The sequence below is a fragment of the Streptomyces sp. URMC 123 genome, assembly GCF_051386515.1.
GTDB lineage: Bacteria > Actinomycetota > Actinomycetes > Streptomycetales > Streptomycetaceae > Streptomyces.
This window is the reverse complement of record NZ_JBPQTV010000139.1, coordinates 1-16,065: the sequence shown is the minus strand read 5'-3', so window position 1 is coordinate 16,065 and position 16,065 is coordinate 1. Positions and strand designations below refer to the sequence as shown.

The window sequence follows — 16,065 nt, the reverse complement described above, 5'->3', positions numbered from 1 at the left end:
GCGACCGAATCATCGGCGGGCCGGGGGGCGGTCGGCGCGTCGACGGACCCGGGGGCGGCCGACGGGCCGTTCGCGCCGGTCGGGGCGCCGGTGCCCTCCCCCGGTTCCCGCGGCGCCTCGCACACCCGGAAGCTCCTGCCCCGCACCCAACCCGTCCGCGCGGCGTCCCGCGCCGCGGCCCGCAGCTCCCGTACGTCCTCCGGGTGCACCCGCTCCGCCACCTGCGCGATCGTGCCGCCGCAGGAGGACGGGTCCAGCCCGAGCACGGCGCATCCGGTGGTGTCGGCGGTGAAGATGTCCGTGCCGAGGTCCCAGTCGATCAGGCCGACCCGTACGGCGGTCGCCGGGTCCGCGGGCAGGGTGACGCCGATCGGCTCGTCGTCGTACTCGATGACGCACCCGGCCGCCTCCAGGTGTCGGAGCGCGGTGTCCACGGTGGAGGCGGCGCGCTCGAATCGGCGTTCGTCGACCGCGTCGGGCTGCCGGCCGTGGGAGGCGGCCCGCAGCACGCCGAGGACGCCCACGACCTCGCCGCCCAGCCGGATCGGCAGATAGGCGGAGGCGAAGGGGTAGGGCAGCCCCACCGACATCTGCGGGAAGCGGCGCATGGTCTCGCCCTCGTCCGCCAGGCTCACCACGCGCTCGGTGCGATAGGCCTCGGCGGACGGCACGGCGCCTCCGACGGGCACCCGCCACCAGGCCTTGAGCAGGGCGCGGGGCACCCCCGCGACCATCGTCAGGACGAGTGAGGTGCGGTCGCGGGAGCGGAGGTAGACCTTGCCGCCGTAGCCGCCGGCGATGTGGATGGCCTCGACGAGGGCGGGCGCGAGGCCGTGCTCGAGCGCGGCACGGCAGTCCGGCACGCCGGGGTCCGCCGCGCCGGCCCCGTCGGGCCGTCGCACCCCGTCCGGTTCCGGGGCTGCCTCGCCCATCTCGCGTCCTCCCGGTCCGGACGCCCGGAGACGTCGTACCACCAGGATGTGCCACGGCCTGGGCATCGGCGCGGCGAGGCACGGCGGGCGGGGGTGGGCGCCCGCGTGGCGCCGCGCGCGGGTGCCGCCCTAGGCTCGGCACGGGACCAGCGGAGGACCGCCGTGACGAGGACCGCCATGACCGTACGCACCGTCTATCTGGACTGCGAGTTCCTGCCCGCCGAGCCGGGCACCCCGGGGCTGGTCTCCCTGGCCCTGACCGACGGGGTCGGCCGCGACTACTACGCGGTCAACGCCGACGCCGACCCGGCCGCGCTGCTCGGCGCCCCCTGGGTGGCCGAGCACGTCCTCCCGCACCTGCCCTACGTGGTGCACCGGGGCCCGGCCGGCGCGCCGCGGACGCTCGGCTGGGACACCGAGCACCCCGACTACCCGGCGCTGAAGCCGGCCGGCCGCATCCGGGACGAGGTCGCCGCGTACTTCGCCGACGACGGCGGGGCGGACGCCACCCATCTGTACGCGTACTACGGGGCGCGCGACCTCACCCATCTGCACGCGCTGTGGGACGGTGACTGGCAGGCCATGCCCGCGGCCGTGCCGCGCTGGTACGTCGACCTCAAGGCGCTCGCCGTGCTGGCGGGCGCGGAGGACGCGGCGGCGGAGCCGGAGCCGCTGGGCCACCACGCGCTGGAGGACGCGCGCCACTGCCGGACGCTGCACCGCCGCCTGACGCCTCCGGCCTGACGACCGGGACCCCGCGGAGACCCGGCCCCGCGGAGACCCGGCCCCGCGGGACGCGTCAGCCGCGCTGGGCGCGGTCGTACACCTGGCGGGCCGCGGCGCCCAGCACCGGCCCGTACATGTGGCGGCTGTTCTCCAGGGCGTCGCCGTGGCTGTTGACCGAGACCAGGGTGCCGGCGCCGGTGCGGGTGTCGAAGTCGGCCAGCCACGGGCCGCCGCTGGCGCCACCGCTCAGATCGCACGGGACGCGCTGCTCACCGGCGAGGGCGGGCTCGGGGGCGGGCCGGGCGGTGCCGGTGCAGTGCAGGAGTTCCTCGCCGCGCTGGGGCCGGGTGGCGGGGTAGCCGAACGCGGTGACCTCTCCGGCGGGCCGGCGGCCGAAGGCGATGGCCTGGCCGCCGACGGCGTCGGTGAGGGAGCGTCCGCCCGCGGTGTCGACGACGAGGGCGGCGACGTCGTCGGTGCTCTCCTCCGCCCAGCCGCGCGGGGTGTGCGTGGCCTTGACCGCGAACACCCCGTGCGGGCGGGCGCCCCGGGCGTAACCCGGGACGAAGACGAGGTCGGTGTAGGTGTTGACGGGTGAGGCCCCGCGCCGCACGCAGTGGCCGGCCGCCATCACGACCGAGCGGTTGGCGCTCTTGACGGCCGTCGCGGTGCACCAGGTGTCGGCGCCATCGGCGTTGACGAAGAACAGCCGCCCCACGGTGCTCATGGCGGCGGGCCCGGTCCAGGGCTTGGACAGCGGCCCGGTCGGGCCGAGATCCAGCCCGGCGCCCACCGCGCGCATCCGCTCGGGCGTCCAGTGGGCGAGCGCGGCGCGGCGCTCGGCGGGGCTGTACGAGACGGTGGCGACGGCATCGGCCGCGCTCGTCGCTGTCGCCGTGGCCGGCGTCGACGCGGCTCCCACCGGGGTGGCCGCCGCCGGGGCGGCTCCCGCCGGGGCCGCCAGCAGCAGCGGGGCGACGGCCGCGGCGAGAGCCAGGGCGGCCGGTCGGCGGATGGCGCGGGGGCGCGAGAGGCGCATGGGTGGTGATCTCCTCGACGGGTCGGTACGGGTCCGGTCGGCGGGCGCGTGACGGCCGCACGGCCCGCACCCGCACTCGTCAGGACGCGTGAAGATCACTTCCGGTGCCGTTGTCGGGGCGGCTTTGCCGCTCTTTGACCGGAAACCGCCGCCACCCCGGCCGGGCGGCGCGCCACCGTGGTGGACGCGCTCTTCGACCTCGCCGGCACGATCACCGCCATGCGCGGCCTCATCCGCCGAGCATGGAACGCACCGCGGATGAACGTCTGCGGATGGCTCAACCAACAGTGAGCGTCCGCGGCGACAGGTGCCGGGCGAAGAACGACCGCACATGGTCGCGTACCAGCGGCACCGCCGTCGCCGGGTCCATCGCCCCGACGAGCCCGACGCGGTGTTCGGCCGCCAGCAGGCCCGCGGCCTGCAACTGGGGCGCGATCGCGGCGTAGTCGGTGAACACATGGTGCGCGGTGTCGCCGAACTGCCGCCGGACGGTGCGCCCCCGAGGGTGGGCGAGCATGGCCGACCAGGAGCGCTCCAGCTGCTTCCGCCCGGCGAAGCCGTCGGTTCCCAGCAGGAGCAGCGGGCGGTCCACCCCGTGCCGGGCGACCGGGAACAGCTCGCCTTCCTCGCCGGGCCTGCGCGGCGGGTGGTCCAGATAGCCCTCCATGGTGACGGCCGCGGCGACGCGGCGGTCCTCGTACAGCACCTCGGCCGCCGCGGTGCCGCCGGCGGAGTGGCCGTAGACGCCCACCCGCCGCAGGTCCAGCGCGCGGCCGAGGCACTCCGGCACCGGGCGCCGCCCGGCGTCGGGGTTGTGCCCGGCCGCGAGCAGGTGGAGTCGGTCGAGCACGAACCGCGTGTCGGCGACCCGGGTCTCGATGAGGGTGCGGAACAGGGCGGGGTCCGTGCGGGGGTCGCCCATGAGGACGGTCCGGCGGAGCTTCCGCCGGTGCCGCGTGGCGGTCGGGAAGTCCACCTCGCTCGCGTCACCCGGGTGGTCGACGGTCACCACCACATGGCCGTGGCTCGCCAGTTCCTCGGCGAGGCCGGTGCCGAGGGTGCGCGGGTCGCCGCCGCCGGGCGTGTAGAGCAGTACGGGGCGCCGTACGGCCTGGGCGGGCGCGCCCGCATGCGCGTGGGTGGCGGTGGCCGCCCAGTTCACGCCGGTGGCCGGCATCCCGGGGCGCACGGCGGGGACGAGCTCGCCGAAGGCCGCCGCCGCATCGGGCGTCATCTGTGGGGCGACGGGCCTGCCGTGCACCGTACGGGCCGGGTAGAAGACCGTGGCCATCACCTCCCGGACGGGGATGCGCGCGTCCCAGGGGTCGCGCCGGCGCGGGTCGACCAGGTGCAGTGTGGTGACGCCGATCCGGTGCCGGCCCGTCGGGGCGGGCAGCCGTACGGTGAGGCCGTGGCTGGCCGCGTTGGCCATGGCCTCGGTGCTCGCCGTTCCCCTCCCGGTGCTCCGGGTGTGCTCGGCGCTCCCCGTAATCTCCGGGCTCGCCGGACCCTCCGGGCTCTCCGGGCTCCGCGGGAAGCGGGGGCGGGCGGCTCGGGCGTGGGCGGTGCCGGCGCCCGTGAGCAGCAGCGCGGCGGCCAGCGCGGCCGAGCGTGCGACGGTTCGCCGGTCCGGCGCGGCGACGCTGCCGCCGTCCGGCGCGCCGTCGGTCGTACGCCGGGGCGCGTTCGACGGGTGGTTCGCGCGCTCGCCGTTGCCGTCGTTCTCGTGTGTCACGGTCTCCCCTTGGGGCTCTTCTGACTCTGTGGCTTTGCGGCTCTGTGACTCTGTGGCTCTCGACGCCGGCGGCGTCGGTCCTCGTATCGGTCCCTCGTGCCGCGGCCGGCGTCCCCGTTCGCCCGGGGGCCCGGCCTCGGCTGGAATACTGGCGCCGGCCGGGGAGGGCGGGCGATCGTTGAGGCCCTGGCCGAAACGATGGCGCGGTGCCGGCGGGGAGAGCAGTGATCCGAATACGCCTCACGGCCGAGGACGTCGCCGCCGTCCGGTTCGCGCCCCGGCCGGCGCCGTTGCAGGAGCTGAACGCGGCGCTGACCATGCTGTGCGGGCGCGACGACGCGTTGCTGTTCGGCCGGTGGAGACGGCGGGTGCTCCGCTCCCTGCCGGGCGCGGCCGCGCCGCTGGCGGAGCTGGCCCCCGGGGCGGTCGCCCCCGCGTTCATCGATGTGTTCGACGACTCGCTCCAGGAGGGCCTGGACACGGTTCGGGCCGCGCCACCGGAGCTGGTCCGCTCCGAGGTCGAGCGGGTGTACGCCCGGCACCCCGCGCCGGCCCCGCTGTGGGTGCGCGAGCTGCACCGGGGCGACGCGGAGGCGTGGCGGACGCTGCGCCGCGCCCAGCTCGCGGCGTTCGAGACGGTTCTGCGGCCCGTGTGGCCCCTGGTGCAGGATCTGCACCGGGCGGAGTTCACCCGCCACGCGCTGGCCGTGGCCGAGGGCGGCATCGGTGCCGCGCTCGCCGGACTGGTCCCGGGGGCCCGGCTGAGCGGGGGCGTGTGGGAGATCGAGAGCCCGGTGGACCGGGACATCGAGCCGGGCGGCGAGGGCGTGGTGCTGGTGCCGACGTTCCACTGGACCGGCCGGCTCCTCGTCGCCCGGCCGCCCGGCCTGCCCCTCCATGTGACCTACGCGGCGGGGCCGGGCCTGCCGCTCTCCCCAACCGCCTCTGCCGACGCGACCGACCCGACCGACCCGGCCGAGGCGCTGGCCGCGGTGCTCGGGCGGACCCGCCTCGACATCCTGCTCCTGCTCGCCGAGGAGCACACGACCGGCGGCCTCGCCCGCCGACTGGGCGTCAGCAACGCGACGGTCTCGGCCCACACGGCGGCCCTCCGCGGCGCGGGTCTGATCAGCACGGTCCGCGCCGGCCGATCCGTCCTCCACCACCGCACGCCCCTGGGCACCCTCCTGGTCCACCACCGCGCCCTCCCCCGCCGCGCGGCTCTCCGCGGGGCCGGCCCCTGACGCCGGTCGGGCCGTACGGGCCGTGCCGTACGGGCCTCTTCGGGCCGTGCCGTGCCGTACGGGCCCCTTCGGGCCGGCTCACGCGTCGGGGCCTGGGCCCCGGCCTCTGTCAGTGGTGGGTGCGACCATCGCGTTGTGCGGAGCTTTCCCGCCCGGGGCCCGGATCGGCGGCGCCGGTCCGTCGCGACGAGGAGACAGCCGTTCATGACCGTTCCCCCAGCCTTTCCCCGGCCCTCGGACGGCGACGACCCGGCGGCCGTGCTGCGGGCCCTGGCCTCGGGCACACGGTTCGACGCCGTGGACTGCTCCGGGCTCGACCTGGGCCGGGCGCTGGCCACGCCCGGTGAGCCGCGGACCTTCCGGCGCTGTGTGTTCTCGGGGGCGAGGCTGCGCGGGGCCCGGCTCGACGGGGCGGTCTTCGAGGAGTGCGTGGCCACCGGCGCGGATTTCGCCGGCGCGGTGCTCGACGGGGCCCGCTTCACCGGGGGCCGCCTGGCCTCCTCCGACTTCGCCGACGCGGACCTGGCCGACGCCGTCTTCGACGGCGTGGACCTGGCCGACACGGGGTTCCGCGGCGCCATGCTCGACGACGCCCGCTTCACGGGCTGCCGCATGACCGGCGCCCGGCTCGGCGGACTGCGCGGACTGGCCGTGACCCTCACCCTGGAGCGCTGTGCGATGCAGCTGGCCGACCTCCGCGGGGTCGGACTGCGCGGTATCCACCTGAAGGGGGTCGATCTCAGCGAGGCCGATCTGGAGGGCGCGGATCTGAGGGACGCCGTGTTCGAGGACTGCCGGCTCAGGGACGCCCAGTTGCGGAACGCCAAGCTCGCCGGCGCGGATCTGCGGGGTGCCGACCTGGGCGAGCTCGCCCCCGACGCACCGGCGCTGCTTCGCGGCGCGGTCATCAGCCCCGCCCAGGCGGCGGCGATCTGCGCGGCTCTGGGCCTCCACGTCGTACCGTGACGCGCGGGCCCGCCAGGGTGGCGCCGAAAGGGCAGGCGCCCACGGCGGCGGCGAAAGGGCGGGCGCGGCGGGCTCCTTCGCGACCGGGGCGGCCCGAGGCGCGCGCCCCGTCGCGCGCCGGCACCGGCGGCCGGATGCTCCCGGCCGCCGCCCCGTCCACGCGTACAGTGCTGTTTTGCTCACCGGGATGGGGTTGTCAAGGACTCGCGCCGGGGGCTGTACTGGTCATGGGTGACGCCGCGGTCACTCCAGGGGGCGGCCGTATCGACGGCCGGTCGGGGCGACAGGCACTCGCCGAAGCACCAACAGCAGGGGCCCGGGCAGGCGGGGCCAGGGAGGCACATGTGATGTCCCGTCCACTCCAGGAGGCCGAGGACCGCCTGCGCGAGGGTACGGTCCTCTCCTCCGACCCCGGCGTGCTCTCCCTCGTCGGTGACATCGACGTGCGCACGGTGTCCCGTGTCCAGGAGGCGGTCCGCATCTGTCTGGACGCGCAGCCGACGGCCGTATGCGTGGATCTGTCGGGGGTCACCTTCTGCGACTGCGCCGGCATCAACGTGATGCTGTGGGCCAGGCGCGAGGCCGGCCGCACCGGCACGGGCTTCTCGCTGCGCGGCCCGCTGCGCCCGGTCGTCGCCCGTGTCTTCACCCTCACCGGCGCCGACTCGTTCGTGAGCCCGGCGCGGGCCGCCTGAGCGCGGGGCGGGCCTCCCGAGCGGGCGCCCGACCGCCCGGCCCCTGAGCCCGGACCCGCCGTCCGGGCGTGGGGCGGGGAAGTCCCCGCCCGGCGCGGGTGCGTACTGTGGGGCCGTGCCCGAACTCCAGCGCCTCGGCCCCGACCACGCACCGGCCCTGCTCGCGTTCGAGCGGGAGAACCGGGCCTACTTCGCCGGGTCGATACCGGACCGCGGCGACGACTACTTCGCGCATTTCGCCACGCGCCTCAGCGAACTGCTCGCCGAGCAGGACGCCGGGCTGCACCACCTCCATGTGCTGGTCGACGGCGAGGGCGCGGTGCTGGGCCGGGTCAACCTGATCGACGTGGCGGACGGTTGCGCCGAGCTCGGGTACCGCATCGCGGAACGGGCCGCGCGCCAGGGCCTGGCCACGGCGGCCGTCGCGGAGGTGTGCGACCTCGCGGCCACGGAGTACGGGCTGACCGCGCTGCGGGCCGTGACGACGCTCGACAACGCCGGCTCACGGGCCGTACTGGCGCGTACGGGGTTCGTCCCCACCGGAGAGATCGAGCTGGACGGCCGGCCGGGGCTCAGCTACACGCGGGATCTGCGCGCCACCCCGTAGGACGCCACCGGGACCGCCCCGGCGGCCGGGCCCGCTCAGGCGATCGGGTCCGCCCCGGCGACCGGGCCCGCCCCGGCGATCGGGTCCGCTCAGGCGATCGAGCGGACGGCGCCGCCCGTCGCCTGCCGGAGCGCGGCCTTCAGGCGGTCGCGGGCCTCCGTCTGCGCGGCGATGCGCCGATCGAGCACGGCCAGCCGTTCCACCGCGACCCGCAGCCCCTCGGCCGAGGGCGGTGCCGCGGCCACGTCCCCGTCCAGGCAGGGCAGGAAGACCTGGACGTCGTCGAGGGTGAGCCCGGCGGCCAGCAGATGGCGGATGTTGCGGACCCGCACCACCGCCCTCTCGTCGTAGACGCGATAGCCATTGGGCGCCCGCTCCGAGGAGATCAGCCCGGCCTGCTCGTAGTGGCGCAGCGCCCGCGCCGTCGTCCCCGTCGCCCTGGCCAGTTCACCGATGCGCACCCGCGCCACCTCCCGGGGCACTTCTATCACGCGACCACCGCGCCGCCGTCGACGGGAAGCACCACGCCGGTGACGAAGGAGGCGGCCGGCGCGGCGAGTTTGGTGATCGCCCAGGCGACCTCCTCGGGCCGGCCGATCCGGCCCAGCGGGGTGTGCGCCAGCTGCCACTCCCGTACCGCCGCCATCCGCTCCGGCGTCAGCCCCTGGTGCTCGCCGATCGGGGTGTCGATCGCTCCGGGCGCGACCGCCACCACCCGGATGCCGCGGGGCGCCAGCTCGACCGCCCAACTGCGGGTCAGCAGCTCCAGCGCGGTCTTCGTCGCCGCGTAGAGGGAGCTGCCCGGCCAGGCCCGCTGCCCCACGGAGGTGCTCACGTTCACGATCACCCCGCCCGCGTCCTCCAGGGACGGCAGCGCGGCCTGGGCGAGCAGGACGGGCGCGACCAGGTTGGTGGCGAGCAGGGGCGCGATCGCCTCCGGGGTGAGCGTGCCGAGCGGCCCGCCGCTCACGATGCCCGCGTTGTTGACCAGCACGTCCAGCCGGCCGTACCGCTCCCGTACGGTCCGGACGATCCGCTCGGGCTCGCCGTCGGCGGTGATGTCGGCGACCAGCGGTGCGATGCGGTCGTGTCCGGCGGCGGTCGCGTCGAGGGGCTCGGCGCGCCGGCCGACAGCGACCACGTGCGCCCCTTCGGCGGCGAAGGCGCGCGCGGTGGCCCGGCCGATGCCGGTGCCGGCGCCGGTGACGAGGACGACCCTGTCGGCGCGGGTCGGGCCGTTGCCGTGCGTGGCGGTGCTGTTCACGTCGTTGCTGTTCATGCCGTTGCTGTTGATGCCGTTGGCGTTCACGCCGTTGCTGTTCATGGCGGTCATCGTGCGACCCTGCCGCCAACGGCAAGGTCAAACGCCGCTCGCCGACGTCGCCCCCCGGTGTCGTTGCACCCGCCCCGGTCCGGCGGAACTGTCAGTGGGCCGCGGCATAGTGGAGGCGTCGTACGGGAGCGGGCGAGGAAGCGAGGGAGGGCGCGGCATGTCCGGAGAACCGACCGGCGAGGAACGGACCGGCGGGGGCCGGGGAGACGGCGCGGGGCCGGCTCGGGGCGGGGGCGCGGACGCCGATCTCGTCATCAGCGGCTGCACCGCGCTCCTCCACGACCCCGACGGTTCGATCCGCTTCGCCGAGGACGCCGGGATCGTCGTCCGGGACGGGCGCGTGGCCGCGGTGACCTCCGCGGCGGCGGTGGCGGGCGTGTCCGCGGCCGAGCGGATCGACGGCCGCGGCCGGCTCGCCATGCCCGGCCTGATCAACTGTCATACGCACTCCCCCATGGTGATCTTCCGGGGGATCGCCGAGGACGTGCCGCTCGACGAGTGGTTCAACGACTGGATCTGGCCGATGGAGTCCCGGCTCACCGAGCGGGACGTCCGGCTCGGCGCGCTGCTCGCCTGTGCCGAGATGATCCGCTGCGGGGTCACGACCTTCGCCGATCACTACTTCGCCATGGACGAGGTGGCCGCGGCCGTCGTGGAGAGCGGCCTGCGGGCCGACCTCGGCTGGGCGTACTTCTCCTCCCAGGGGCCGGCGGCCCGCGAGCGCTCGCTGGACTTCGCGCTGCGGCTGCGCGGCGCGGCGGACGGCCGGATCACCACCTCCCTCGCCCCGCACGCGCCGTACACCGTGGACGAGGCCGACCTCGCCGAGACCGCGCGGCTCGCCCGGGAACACGGGCTGCCGGTGCATCTGCACGCGGCGGAGAACCGGGAGCAGACCGAGAACAGCCTGGCCCGGTACGGCGTGACGCCGATCGAAATGCTGCGCCGCTGCGGGCTGCTGGACGTCGATGTGCTGATCGCGCACGGCACGGGCATCCTGCCGGGGGATGTCCCCGCGCTCCGCGGCGGCGCCGGGCGCACGGCCGTCGCGACCGCCCCCAAGGGCTATCTCAAGTTCGGCTGGGGCACCACGCCCGTCAAGGAGCTGACGGCGGCGGGGGTCGCGGTCGGGCTGGCGACCGACGGCGCGGCGTCGAACAACTCCCTCGACGTCTGGGAGAGCATGACGCTCACCGCGCTGGCGCAGAAGTCCGCGCTGCGCGACCCGCGGTGGTTGACCGCCCGACAGGCACTGGACCTCGCCACCCGGCACAGCGCCCGCGCGCTGGGGCTCGACGACCGGGTGGGCGCGCTGCGCCCGGGGATGCGGGCGGATCTGATCCTGGTCGATCTGACCGGCCCCCATGTGCTGCCGGTGCACGACCCGGCGGCCACGCTGGTGTTCAGCGCCCGGGCGGGCGACGTCGACACCACGATCGTGGACGGGCGGGTGCTGATGAGGGAGCGCCGACTGCTCACGCTGGATGTGCCGGCCGTCGCGGCGGAGCTCGCCGAGCGGCTGCCGCGGCTGACGGAGCGCGGCCACGGCGACCGGCTCCAGGAGTACCGCGGCTGAGGGCCACGGCCGTCCGCCCGCGGCCGACCTGCGGCGATCGGATACCGTTCACCCACATGAACGACAGCGTGTATGTGGGCAACGCCGGCCGGGACGCGGCACTGGACCGCGGGTGGTTGCTCGGGCACTTCAAGGACGCCTCCGACCCTCGGCACAGCGAGGACGTCGAGATCAAGTGGGGCGTCCACCCGAAGGGCGACGAGCGGGCGCAGTGGGTGACCGGCGAGGAGCGCACGGCGCTGCTGGTCCTCATCAGCGGCCGCTTCCGGGTGGAGCTCCCGGGGCACGACGTGGTCCTGAAGGAGCAGGGCGACTACGTGGTCTGGGGCCGGGGCGTCGACCACTCCTGGTACGCGGAGGAGGAGTCCGTCGTACTGACCGTCCGCTGGCCGTCGGTCCCGGGTTACCGCGTACGGGACGCGGCGGAGTAGGCACCCCGCCGCGTAGTGGTTCGTCTCCGGCGAACGCCGGTTGGCACCGTCGGCCCGCGCCGTCGGGGTCGCTCACCGTCGCGGCGGACCAAAGGGGTGCGCAAGCGCGCACCCACGCCCCCCAAGCATCGGCCGGGGCCGGCCCCGGCCTCCCGGGCCGGGCCACGGCAGGCGCCTGCGGCAAGACCCGCCGCGGCGACACGTGCACCCGCCGCGGGGCGGCCCATTCCTGGCGGACGCCGGTTCGGCACCGCCGGTCCGCACCGTCGGGGTTGCTCGCCGTCGCGGCGGAATGAAGGGGTGCACAGGCGCACCCCCACGCCCCCGTGGGGTGGTTCGTCTCCGGCGGACGCCGGTTGGCACCGCCGGTCCGCGCCGTCGGGGTCGCTCGCCGTCGCGGCGGAATGAAGGCGCGCAGGCGCGCCCCACGCGCCCGTCGCGTTAGCGCGTGTGGGCGGGGCCGCGCGCGGACTTCTCAGCGAGCTCCGCGATCAGCGCCGCCGTGTCCGCCACGAACGCGGCCCGGCCCGCCGCGATCCGCCGCTCCCGGTCGGGGCCGGGCGGGACCAACCGGTCCAGGCTCGCCAGCAGGGCGGGGGCGTCCCCCGCGTACTCGGACAGCCCCGCGGCCGCCATCTCCAGCACACCCTCCGTGCCGTGGCCGGGGATCGGCCGGTAGCCGACCACCGGCAGGCCGGCGGCGAGGGCCTGCACGGCGGTCTGCCCCGCCGCGTTGTCCACCAGGGCGCGGGCCGAGGCCATCAGATCGGCCAGATCCTCGATCCAGCTCAGCGCGAGCACACCGGGCAGCCGCGCCGCGGTGCGGCGCAACCGTTCGTCGCGCCCGCAGAGCAGCACCGGCAGATAGCCCGAACGGGCGACGAGCCGGGCCGTCGCGCCGAGGTCCGATCCCACGCCCCAGGCGCCGGCGCCGAGCAGCACGGCCGGCCGGCCGGGCGAGTGCCGCTCCAGGGCGTGCGCCCAGTGGGTGGTCTCCCGGTGGGCCGCCTCGTGGAAGCGGGGCGGCACGACCGGGCCCGGGGCCAGCGCGCGGCCGCCGGAACCCTCGCGGGCCCGGTCCGCGGCCGTACGGGTGACACAGAAGTGGACGTCGTTGCCGGTGTGCAGCCACTGCCGGTGGACGGCGAAGTCGGTGACGACGACGGCGCTCGGCACGTCCAGGGCGCCACGCGCCCGCATTCTGCCGGTGACCTGGGCCGCGAGGTGGAAGGTCGAGACGACGGCGTCGGGGCGCCAGCGGTCCACGTCCTCCCGGAGGCGTCGCTCGGCGAGCACGGCCAGGGGCGCGGTGCTCGGCCGCAGCTTCCCGGCCGGCCCCCGTGGGGAGGGTGCGCGCCCCTCGGCCGGTGCGGCGGGCCGCACCGGAACCGGCTCGTGTGCCCCCCGCTCGGCCGCGCCGCCGCCGGTCACCGTCCCGGTCCGGAAGAACGCCGCGTAGATGGCCTCGTAGAGCCAGGGCAGATGGCGGACCGTGCCCCAGTAGAAGCCCCGCAGCGCCGGCCCCGCGCCCGGCGGCAGCAGCGCGAGCACGTCCCGCAGCGCGACCTCGTGGCCGCCGTCCCGCAGGCGGCGGGCGAGTTCGGCCGCGACGGCGTCGTGGCCGGCGCCCATGCCGGCGCTGACGATGAGGAATCGACGCTCCATGAGACTCCCGGGTCTCGGCGCCCCGGCGCGGCAGGGGCCTCCGCGCCCCCGTACGAGTGGTGCTTCCGGTGCCGCCGGCGGCGGCCCCCGGGCGACCGTCGCCGTTCACGGCGCCACGGCGGCCCCTCGGCGGCATCGGTCTTTCGGGTGGAAATCCTCACGCGCCGTGAGCGCCCCCGCAACGCGGGTACCCCACGATCCACAGGAGTCCGGCCATATCAGCCGAAACCGCCGGCCTCCGCGGACCGGAGGACAGGACAGCGCATGCTCGACAGGTCGCCACTGCCGCTCCAGAGCGCCGCCGAGCGGATGGGCCAGCCGGTGGCGCTGATCACCGGCGCCTCGTCCGGCATCGGCGCGGCGGTCGCGGCGCGGCTGGCCGCCGAGGGCGGCTGGCAGCTGCTGCTCAACGGCCGTGACGAGGGCCGGCTCGCCGAGGTCGCGGCCGCCACGCAGGGCACGGCCCTCGCCGCCGACCTGGCGGACCGCGACCGCTGCGCAGAGGTGGCCGAGGCCGCGATCGAGCGGCACAACCGCGTGGACGTGCTCGTCGCGGGCGCGGGCATCGGCTGGGCCGGCCCGTTCACCGCCATGCCGGTGGAGGCGATCGAGCGGGTGCTGGCGGTCAATCTCACGGCCGTGCTGCGGCTGGTGCGGCTGCTGCTGCCCGGCATGGTGGCGCGGGGCCGCGGCCATGTGGTGCTGATCGGCTCGATCGCGGCGCGGGTGGGCGTGCGCGAGGAGGCGGTGTACGCGGCGTCGAAAGCGGCCCTGGTGGCGTTCGCGGAGAGCCTGCGGTACGAGGTCGCCCCGTACGGGGTGCGGGTGTCGATGATTCTGCCGGGCGCGGTCGACACCCCGTTCTTCACCCGGCGCGGCACCCCGTATCGGCGTTCCTGGCCCCGGCCGGTCCCGGCGGAGCGGGTGGCCGACGCGGTGTGGGAGGCGCTGACCCGGGGCCGCGACGACGTCTTCGTGCCCGGATGGCTGAATCTGCCGGCCCGGCTGTGCGGGGCGGCGCCGGGGCTCTTCCGGCGGCTGGCCGGCCGCTTCGGCTGAGAGCGACCGACCGCCGACGGCCAGGCCGGACCGGGCAAGCACGGGGGCCGGAAAGGCACCGGGACCGGACAAGCGGCCGTTTCGGCGGCGACGACGAGACGGCAGGACGACGAGACCGAGAGACGACGAGGCAAGGAGCGCGACAGGGCGGCGAAGGGCGCGGGACAACGGACCGACCGAAGGAGCTGACGGCATGACCGTGGTGGTGGTTCCGTCATGATGGCGCTCTCCGTCGTCCTCGCCCTGCTCGCGGCGTTGGGCAACGCGCTCGCCTCCGTGCTGCAGCGCCGGGCGGCCGCCACCGAGCAGCCGGTGCGGCCGGCGTCCCGGGTGCCCTGGCTGTCGTGGCTGGCCGGCCTCACGCGGCGCCCGCTGTGGCTGTGGGGCGCGGTCGCGCTGCTGGTGTCGGGGCTGTGCCAGGCGGGGGCGCTGGCGACCGGCCCGCTCGCGGTGGTGCAGCCGGTGATGACCACGGAGCTGCTGTTCACCCTGGTGGTGGGCGGAGTGGTGTTCCACCGGGAGCCGGGCCGCGGCACCTGGTGGGCGTTCGCGGCGATGGCCGTGGGGCTGGCGCTGTTCCTGGGCGCGGCCGCGCCGACCGAGGGCCGCCCCACCGTGCCCTCGCCGCGCTGGCTGGAGGTGGCGCTGCCGGCCCTGGCCACGGTGGTCGCGCTGAGCGTGCTGGCCTTCCGGCTGCGCCCCGCACCCCGCGCCGCCGTGCTGGGCACGGCGACGGCCATCGGCTTCTCGTGCACGGCGGCGCTGATGAAGGACGCGATCGGGCGGCTGCCGGACGGGCTGGACGCGGTGCTGACCTGCTGGCAGCCGTACGCCGCGGTGGCGGTGGGGCTGGGGAGCTTCCTGCTGCTCCAGGCGACGCTCAAGGCGGGCACGCTGGTGGCCTCGCAGCCGGCGCTGACGCTGGGCGACGCGCTGTTGAGCGTGGTGCTGGGCGTGGTGCTGTTCGACGAGCGCATCGCGCTGGGCATCCGGATGATCCCGGAGGCGGCGGCGCTGGCACTGCTCGTCGCGGGCAGCGTGCGGCTGGTCCACTCGCCGGTGATCGCCGGTGGCGGGAAGGAGCAGGTGTGGTGAGCCCCCGCGGACCCGCCCCGGGGCCACCGCCCGTACGCCCCACGCGCCCCGGGCCCCGTACCGAGCCGTCCCGGACCACGGCACCCACGAGCCGTACTGTCGCCGCCACGGCACACGCAAGCCGTACTGTCGCCGCCGCGGCCCGCACAGGTCGTACGGCCGCCGCCGCGGCACACGCGAGCCGTACTGTCGCCACCGCGGCGCGCCGCTCGGGCGCCACCGCCGCCGTCCTGCTCGGGGCCGCCACCGTCGCGCACATCGGCCCGGCCGCCGTCTGGCTGCCGGGCGTGCGCGCCCGGTTGACGCCGGGTCTCGACGGCCGGGGGCGCCCCGGCCATGTGGCGCTCACCTTCGACGACGGGCCCGACCCGGAGAGCACCCCGCACTTTTTGCGGGCCCTGGACGCCCTCTCCGTACGGGCCACGTTCTTCCTGCTCGGCGGCGAGCTGGAGCGGCACCGCCGGCTGGGCCGGGAGATCGCCGAGCGCGGGCACGAGCTGGCCGTGCACGGCTGGCGCCACGAGCGCCCGTGGTGCCCGGCGCCGCGCCGGGAGATCCGCGAGGTGGCGCGGACGACGGAGCTGGTGCGGCGGGTGGGCGGGGCGCGCCCGCTGTGGTACCGGCCCCCGTACGGCATCCTCACCGGCGATCGCTGGCTGGCGGCGCGCCGTTCGGGGCTGCGGGCGGTGCTGTGGTCGGCGTGGGGCCGGGACTGGACGGCCGAGGCCGACGGCGACTCCGTTCTGGCGGAGCTCTTCTCGACCCTGCGCGGCGGGGGCACCGTACTGCTGCACGACAGCGACCGTACGAGCGCGCCGGGCTCCTGGCACGCGGCGCTGGGGGCGCTCCCCCGGCTGCTGGAGCGGTGCCGGGCCGCCGGGTGGTCCGTGGGGCCGCTGGCCGAACACGCCGTGGTGCCGGGGCGGCTCGGGACGGGCCCGGGGGTGCGTCGGGCGTACGGG

General features: G+C 76.5%; 16 protein-coding genes. 10 read left to right on the top strand and 6 right to left on the bottom strand.

The genetic code is table 11. The features are described from left to right. Window positions 1-932: GAF domain-containing protein (locus ACSNOD_RS17605; RefSeq protein ID WP_436767901.1), on the bottom strand; the 932-nt coding region annotated here is incomplete at its 3' end. 177 nt (window positions 933-1,109) lie between these two features. Here ACSNOD_RS17605 and ACSNOD_RS17600 point away from each other — a divergent pair. Further along, window positions 1,110-1,676, top strand: coding sequence for a hypothetical protein (locus tag ACSNOD_RS17600; protein ID WP_436767900.1), 567 nt, complete (start codon window positions 1,110-1,112; stop codon window positions 1,674-1,676). Between the two features lie 55 nt (window positions 1,677-1,731). On the opposite strand, the gene ACSNOD_RS17595 is transcribed toward ACSNOD_RS17600, so the two are convergent. Beyond that, window positions 1,732-2,697: a trypsin-like serine peptidase gene (locus ACSNOD_RS17595; protein WP_436767899.1), complete on the bottom strand. Its 966-nt coding sequence runs from the start codon at window positions 2,695-2,697 to the stop codon at window positions 1,732-1,734. Between the two features lie 277 nt (window positions 2,698-2,974). Beyond that, window positions 2,975-4,432: an alpha/beta hydrolase gene (locus ACSNOD_RS17590; protein ID WP_436767898.1), complete on the bottom strand. Its 1,458-nt coding sequence runs from the start codon at window positions 4,430-4,432 to the stop codon at window positions 2,975-2,977. A gap of 224 nt (window positions 4,433-4,656) precedes the next feature. Here ACSNOD_RS17590 and ACSNOD_RS17585 point away from each other — a divergent pair, with 224 nt between their 5' ends. The 4 genes from ACSNOD_RS17585 (at window position 4,657) to ACSNOD_RS17570 (ending at window position 7,944) form a co-directional block, all read left to right on the top strand. After that, window positions 4,657-5,676 (top strand): ArsR/SmtB family transcription factor, encoded by a 1,020-nt coding sequence (locus ACSNOD_RS17585; protein ID WP_436767897.1) that lies wholly within the window; start codon window positions 4,657-4,659, stop codon window positions 5,674-5,676. Between the two features lie 204 nt (window positions 5,677-5,880). Continuing rightward, entirely contained in the window at window positions 5,881-6,642 is a 762-nt protein-coding gene (locus ACSNOD_RS17580; protein ID WP_436767896.1) for a pentapeptide repeat-containing protein, read from the top strand. A 347-nt stretch (window positions 6,643-6,989) separates the two neighbouring features. Continuing rightward, window positions 6,990-7,337, top strand: coding sequence for an STAS domain-containing protein (locus ACSNOD_RS17575; protein ID WP_436767895.1), 348 nt, complete (start codon window positions 6,990-6,992; stop codon window positions 7,335-7,337). Between the two features lie 115 nt (window positions 7,338-7,452). Beyond that, complete coding sequence (locus ACSNOD_RS17570; protein ID WP_436767894.1) at window positions 7,453-7,944, top strand: GNAT family N-acetyltransferase; 492 nt, start codon at window positions 7,453-7,455, stop codon at window positions 7,942-7,944. A gap of 89 nt (window positions 7,945-8,033) precedes the next feature. Here the strand turns inward: ACSNOD_RS17570 and ACSNOD_RS17565 are convergent, their stop codons facing one another. Both ACSNOD_RS17565 and ACSNOD_RS17560 read right to left on the bottom strand, forming a co-directional pair. After that, on the bottom strand, window positions 8,034-8,405 hold the full coding sequence (locus tag ACSNOD_RS17565; protein WP_436767904.1) for a MerR family transcriptional regulator: 372 nt from the start codon (window positions 8,403-8,405) through the stop codon (window positions 8,034-8,036). A 26-nt stretch (window positions 8,406-8,431) separates the two neighbouring features. Further along, window positions 8,432-9,223: an SDR family NAD(P)-dependent oxidoreductase gene (locus ACSNOD_RS17560; protein WP_436767903.1), complete on the bottom strand. Its 792-nt coding sequence runs from the start codon at window positions 9,221-9,223 to the stop codon at window positions 8,432-8,434. A 211-nt stretch (window positions 9,224-9,434) separates the two neighbouring features. Here ACSNOD_RS17560 and ACSNOD_RS17555 point away from each other — a divergent pair, with 211 nt between their 5' ends. Both ACSNOD_RS17555 and ACSNOD_RS17550 read left to right on the top strand, forming a co-directional pair. Further along, complete coding sequence (locus ACSNOD_RS17555; RefSeq protein ID WP_436767893.1) at window positions 9,435-10,853, top strand: amidohydrolase; 1,419 nt, start codon at window positions 9,435-9,437, stop codon at window positions 10,851-10,853. 56 nt (window positions 10,854-10,909) lie between these two features. Further along, window positions 10,910-11,284, top strand: coding sequence for a signal peptidase I (locus ACSNOD_RS17550; protein WP_436767892.1), 375 nt, complete (start codon window positions 10,910-10,912; stop codon window positions 11,282-11,284). 441 nt (window positions 11,285-11,725) lie between these two features. Here the strand turns inward: ACSNOD_RS17550 and ACSNOD_RS17545 are convergent, their stop codons facing one another. After that, complete coding sequence (locus ACSNOD_RS17545; RefSeq protein WP_436767891.1) at window positions 11,726-12,949, bottom strand: MGDG synthase family glycosyltransferase; 1,224 nt, start codon at window positions 12,947-12,949, stop codon at window positions 11,726-11,728. A 264-nt stretch (window positions 12,950-13,213) separates the two neighbouring features. On the opposite strand from ACSNOD_RS17545, the gene ACSNOD_RS17540 reads away from it, so the two are divergent. From ACSNOD_RS17540 to ACSNOD_RS17530, 3 genes are all read left to right on the top strand, one after another. Further along, window positions 13,214-14,008 carry an SDR family NAD(P)-dependent oxidoreductase gene (locus ACSNOD_RS17540; protein WP_436767890.1) on the top strand — a complete coding sequence of 265 codons (795 nt, stop codon included), beginning with the start codon at window positions 13,214-13,216 and terminating at the stop codon, window positions 14,006-14,008. Between the two features lie 216 nt (window positions 14,009-14,224). Continuing rightward, window positions 14,225-15,103 carry a DMT family transporter gene (locus tag ACSNOD_RS17535; protein WP_436767889.1) on the top strand — a complete coding sequence of 293 codons (879 nt, stop codon included), beginning with the start codon at window positions 14,225-14,227 and terminating at the stop codon, window positions 15,101-15,103. A gap of 230 nt (window positions 15,104-15,333) precedes the next feature. Next, window positions 15,334-16,065, top strand: a 732-nt coding sequence (locus ACSNOD_RS17530) for a polysaccharide deacetylase family protein (protein WP_436767902.1), incomplete at its 3' end; no start/stop codon positions are given.

Excerpts from the sequence above, each read along its gene's own strand:
- ACSNOD_RS17600 (WP_436767900.1), top strand. The coding sequence starts at position 1,110 with ATGACCGTACGCACCGTCTATCTGGACTGCGAGTTCCTGCCCGCCGAG.
- ACSNOD_RS17595 (WP_436767899.1), bottom strand. The coding sequence starts at position 2,697 with ATGCGCCTCTCGCGCCCCCGCGCCATCCGCCGACCGGCCGCCCTGGCT.
- ACSNOD_RS17580 (WP_436767896.1), top strand. The coding sequence starts at position 5,881 with ATGACCGTTCCCCCAGCCTTTCCCCGGCCCTCGGACGGCGACGACCCG.
- ACSNOD_RS17575 (WP_436767895.1), top strand. The coding sequence starts at position 6,990 with ATGTCCCGTCCACTCCAGGAGGCCGAGGACCGCCTGCGCGAGGGTACG.
- ACSNOD_RS17560 (WP_436767903.1), bottom strand. The coding sequence starts at position 9,223 with ATGAACAGCAACGACGTGAACAGCACCGCCACGCACGGCAACGGCCCG.
- ACSNOD_RS17555 (WP_436767893.1), top strand. The coding sequence starts at position 9,435 with ATGTCCGGAGAACCGACCGGCGAGGAACGGACCGGCGGGGGCCGGGGA.
- ACSNOD_RS17550 (WP_436767892.1), top strand. The coding sequence starts at position 10,910 with ATGAACGACAGCGTGTATGTGGGCAACGCCGGCCGGGACGCGGCACTG.
- ACSNOD_RS17545 (WP_436767891.1), bottom strand. The coding sequence starts at position 12,949 with ATGGAGCGTCGATTCCTCATCGTCAGCGCCGGCATGGGCGCCGGCCAC.
- ACSNOD_RS17540 (WP_436767890.1), top strand. The coding sequence starts at position 13,214 with ATGCTCGACAGGTCGCCACTGCCGCTCCAGAGCGCCGCCGAGCGGATG.
- ACSNOD_RS17535 (WP_436767889.1), top strand. The coding sequence starts at position 14,225 with ATGATGGCGCTCTCCGTCGTCCTCGCCCTGCTCGCGGCGTTGGGCAAC.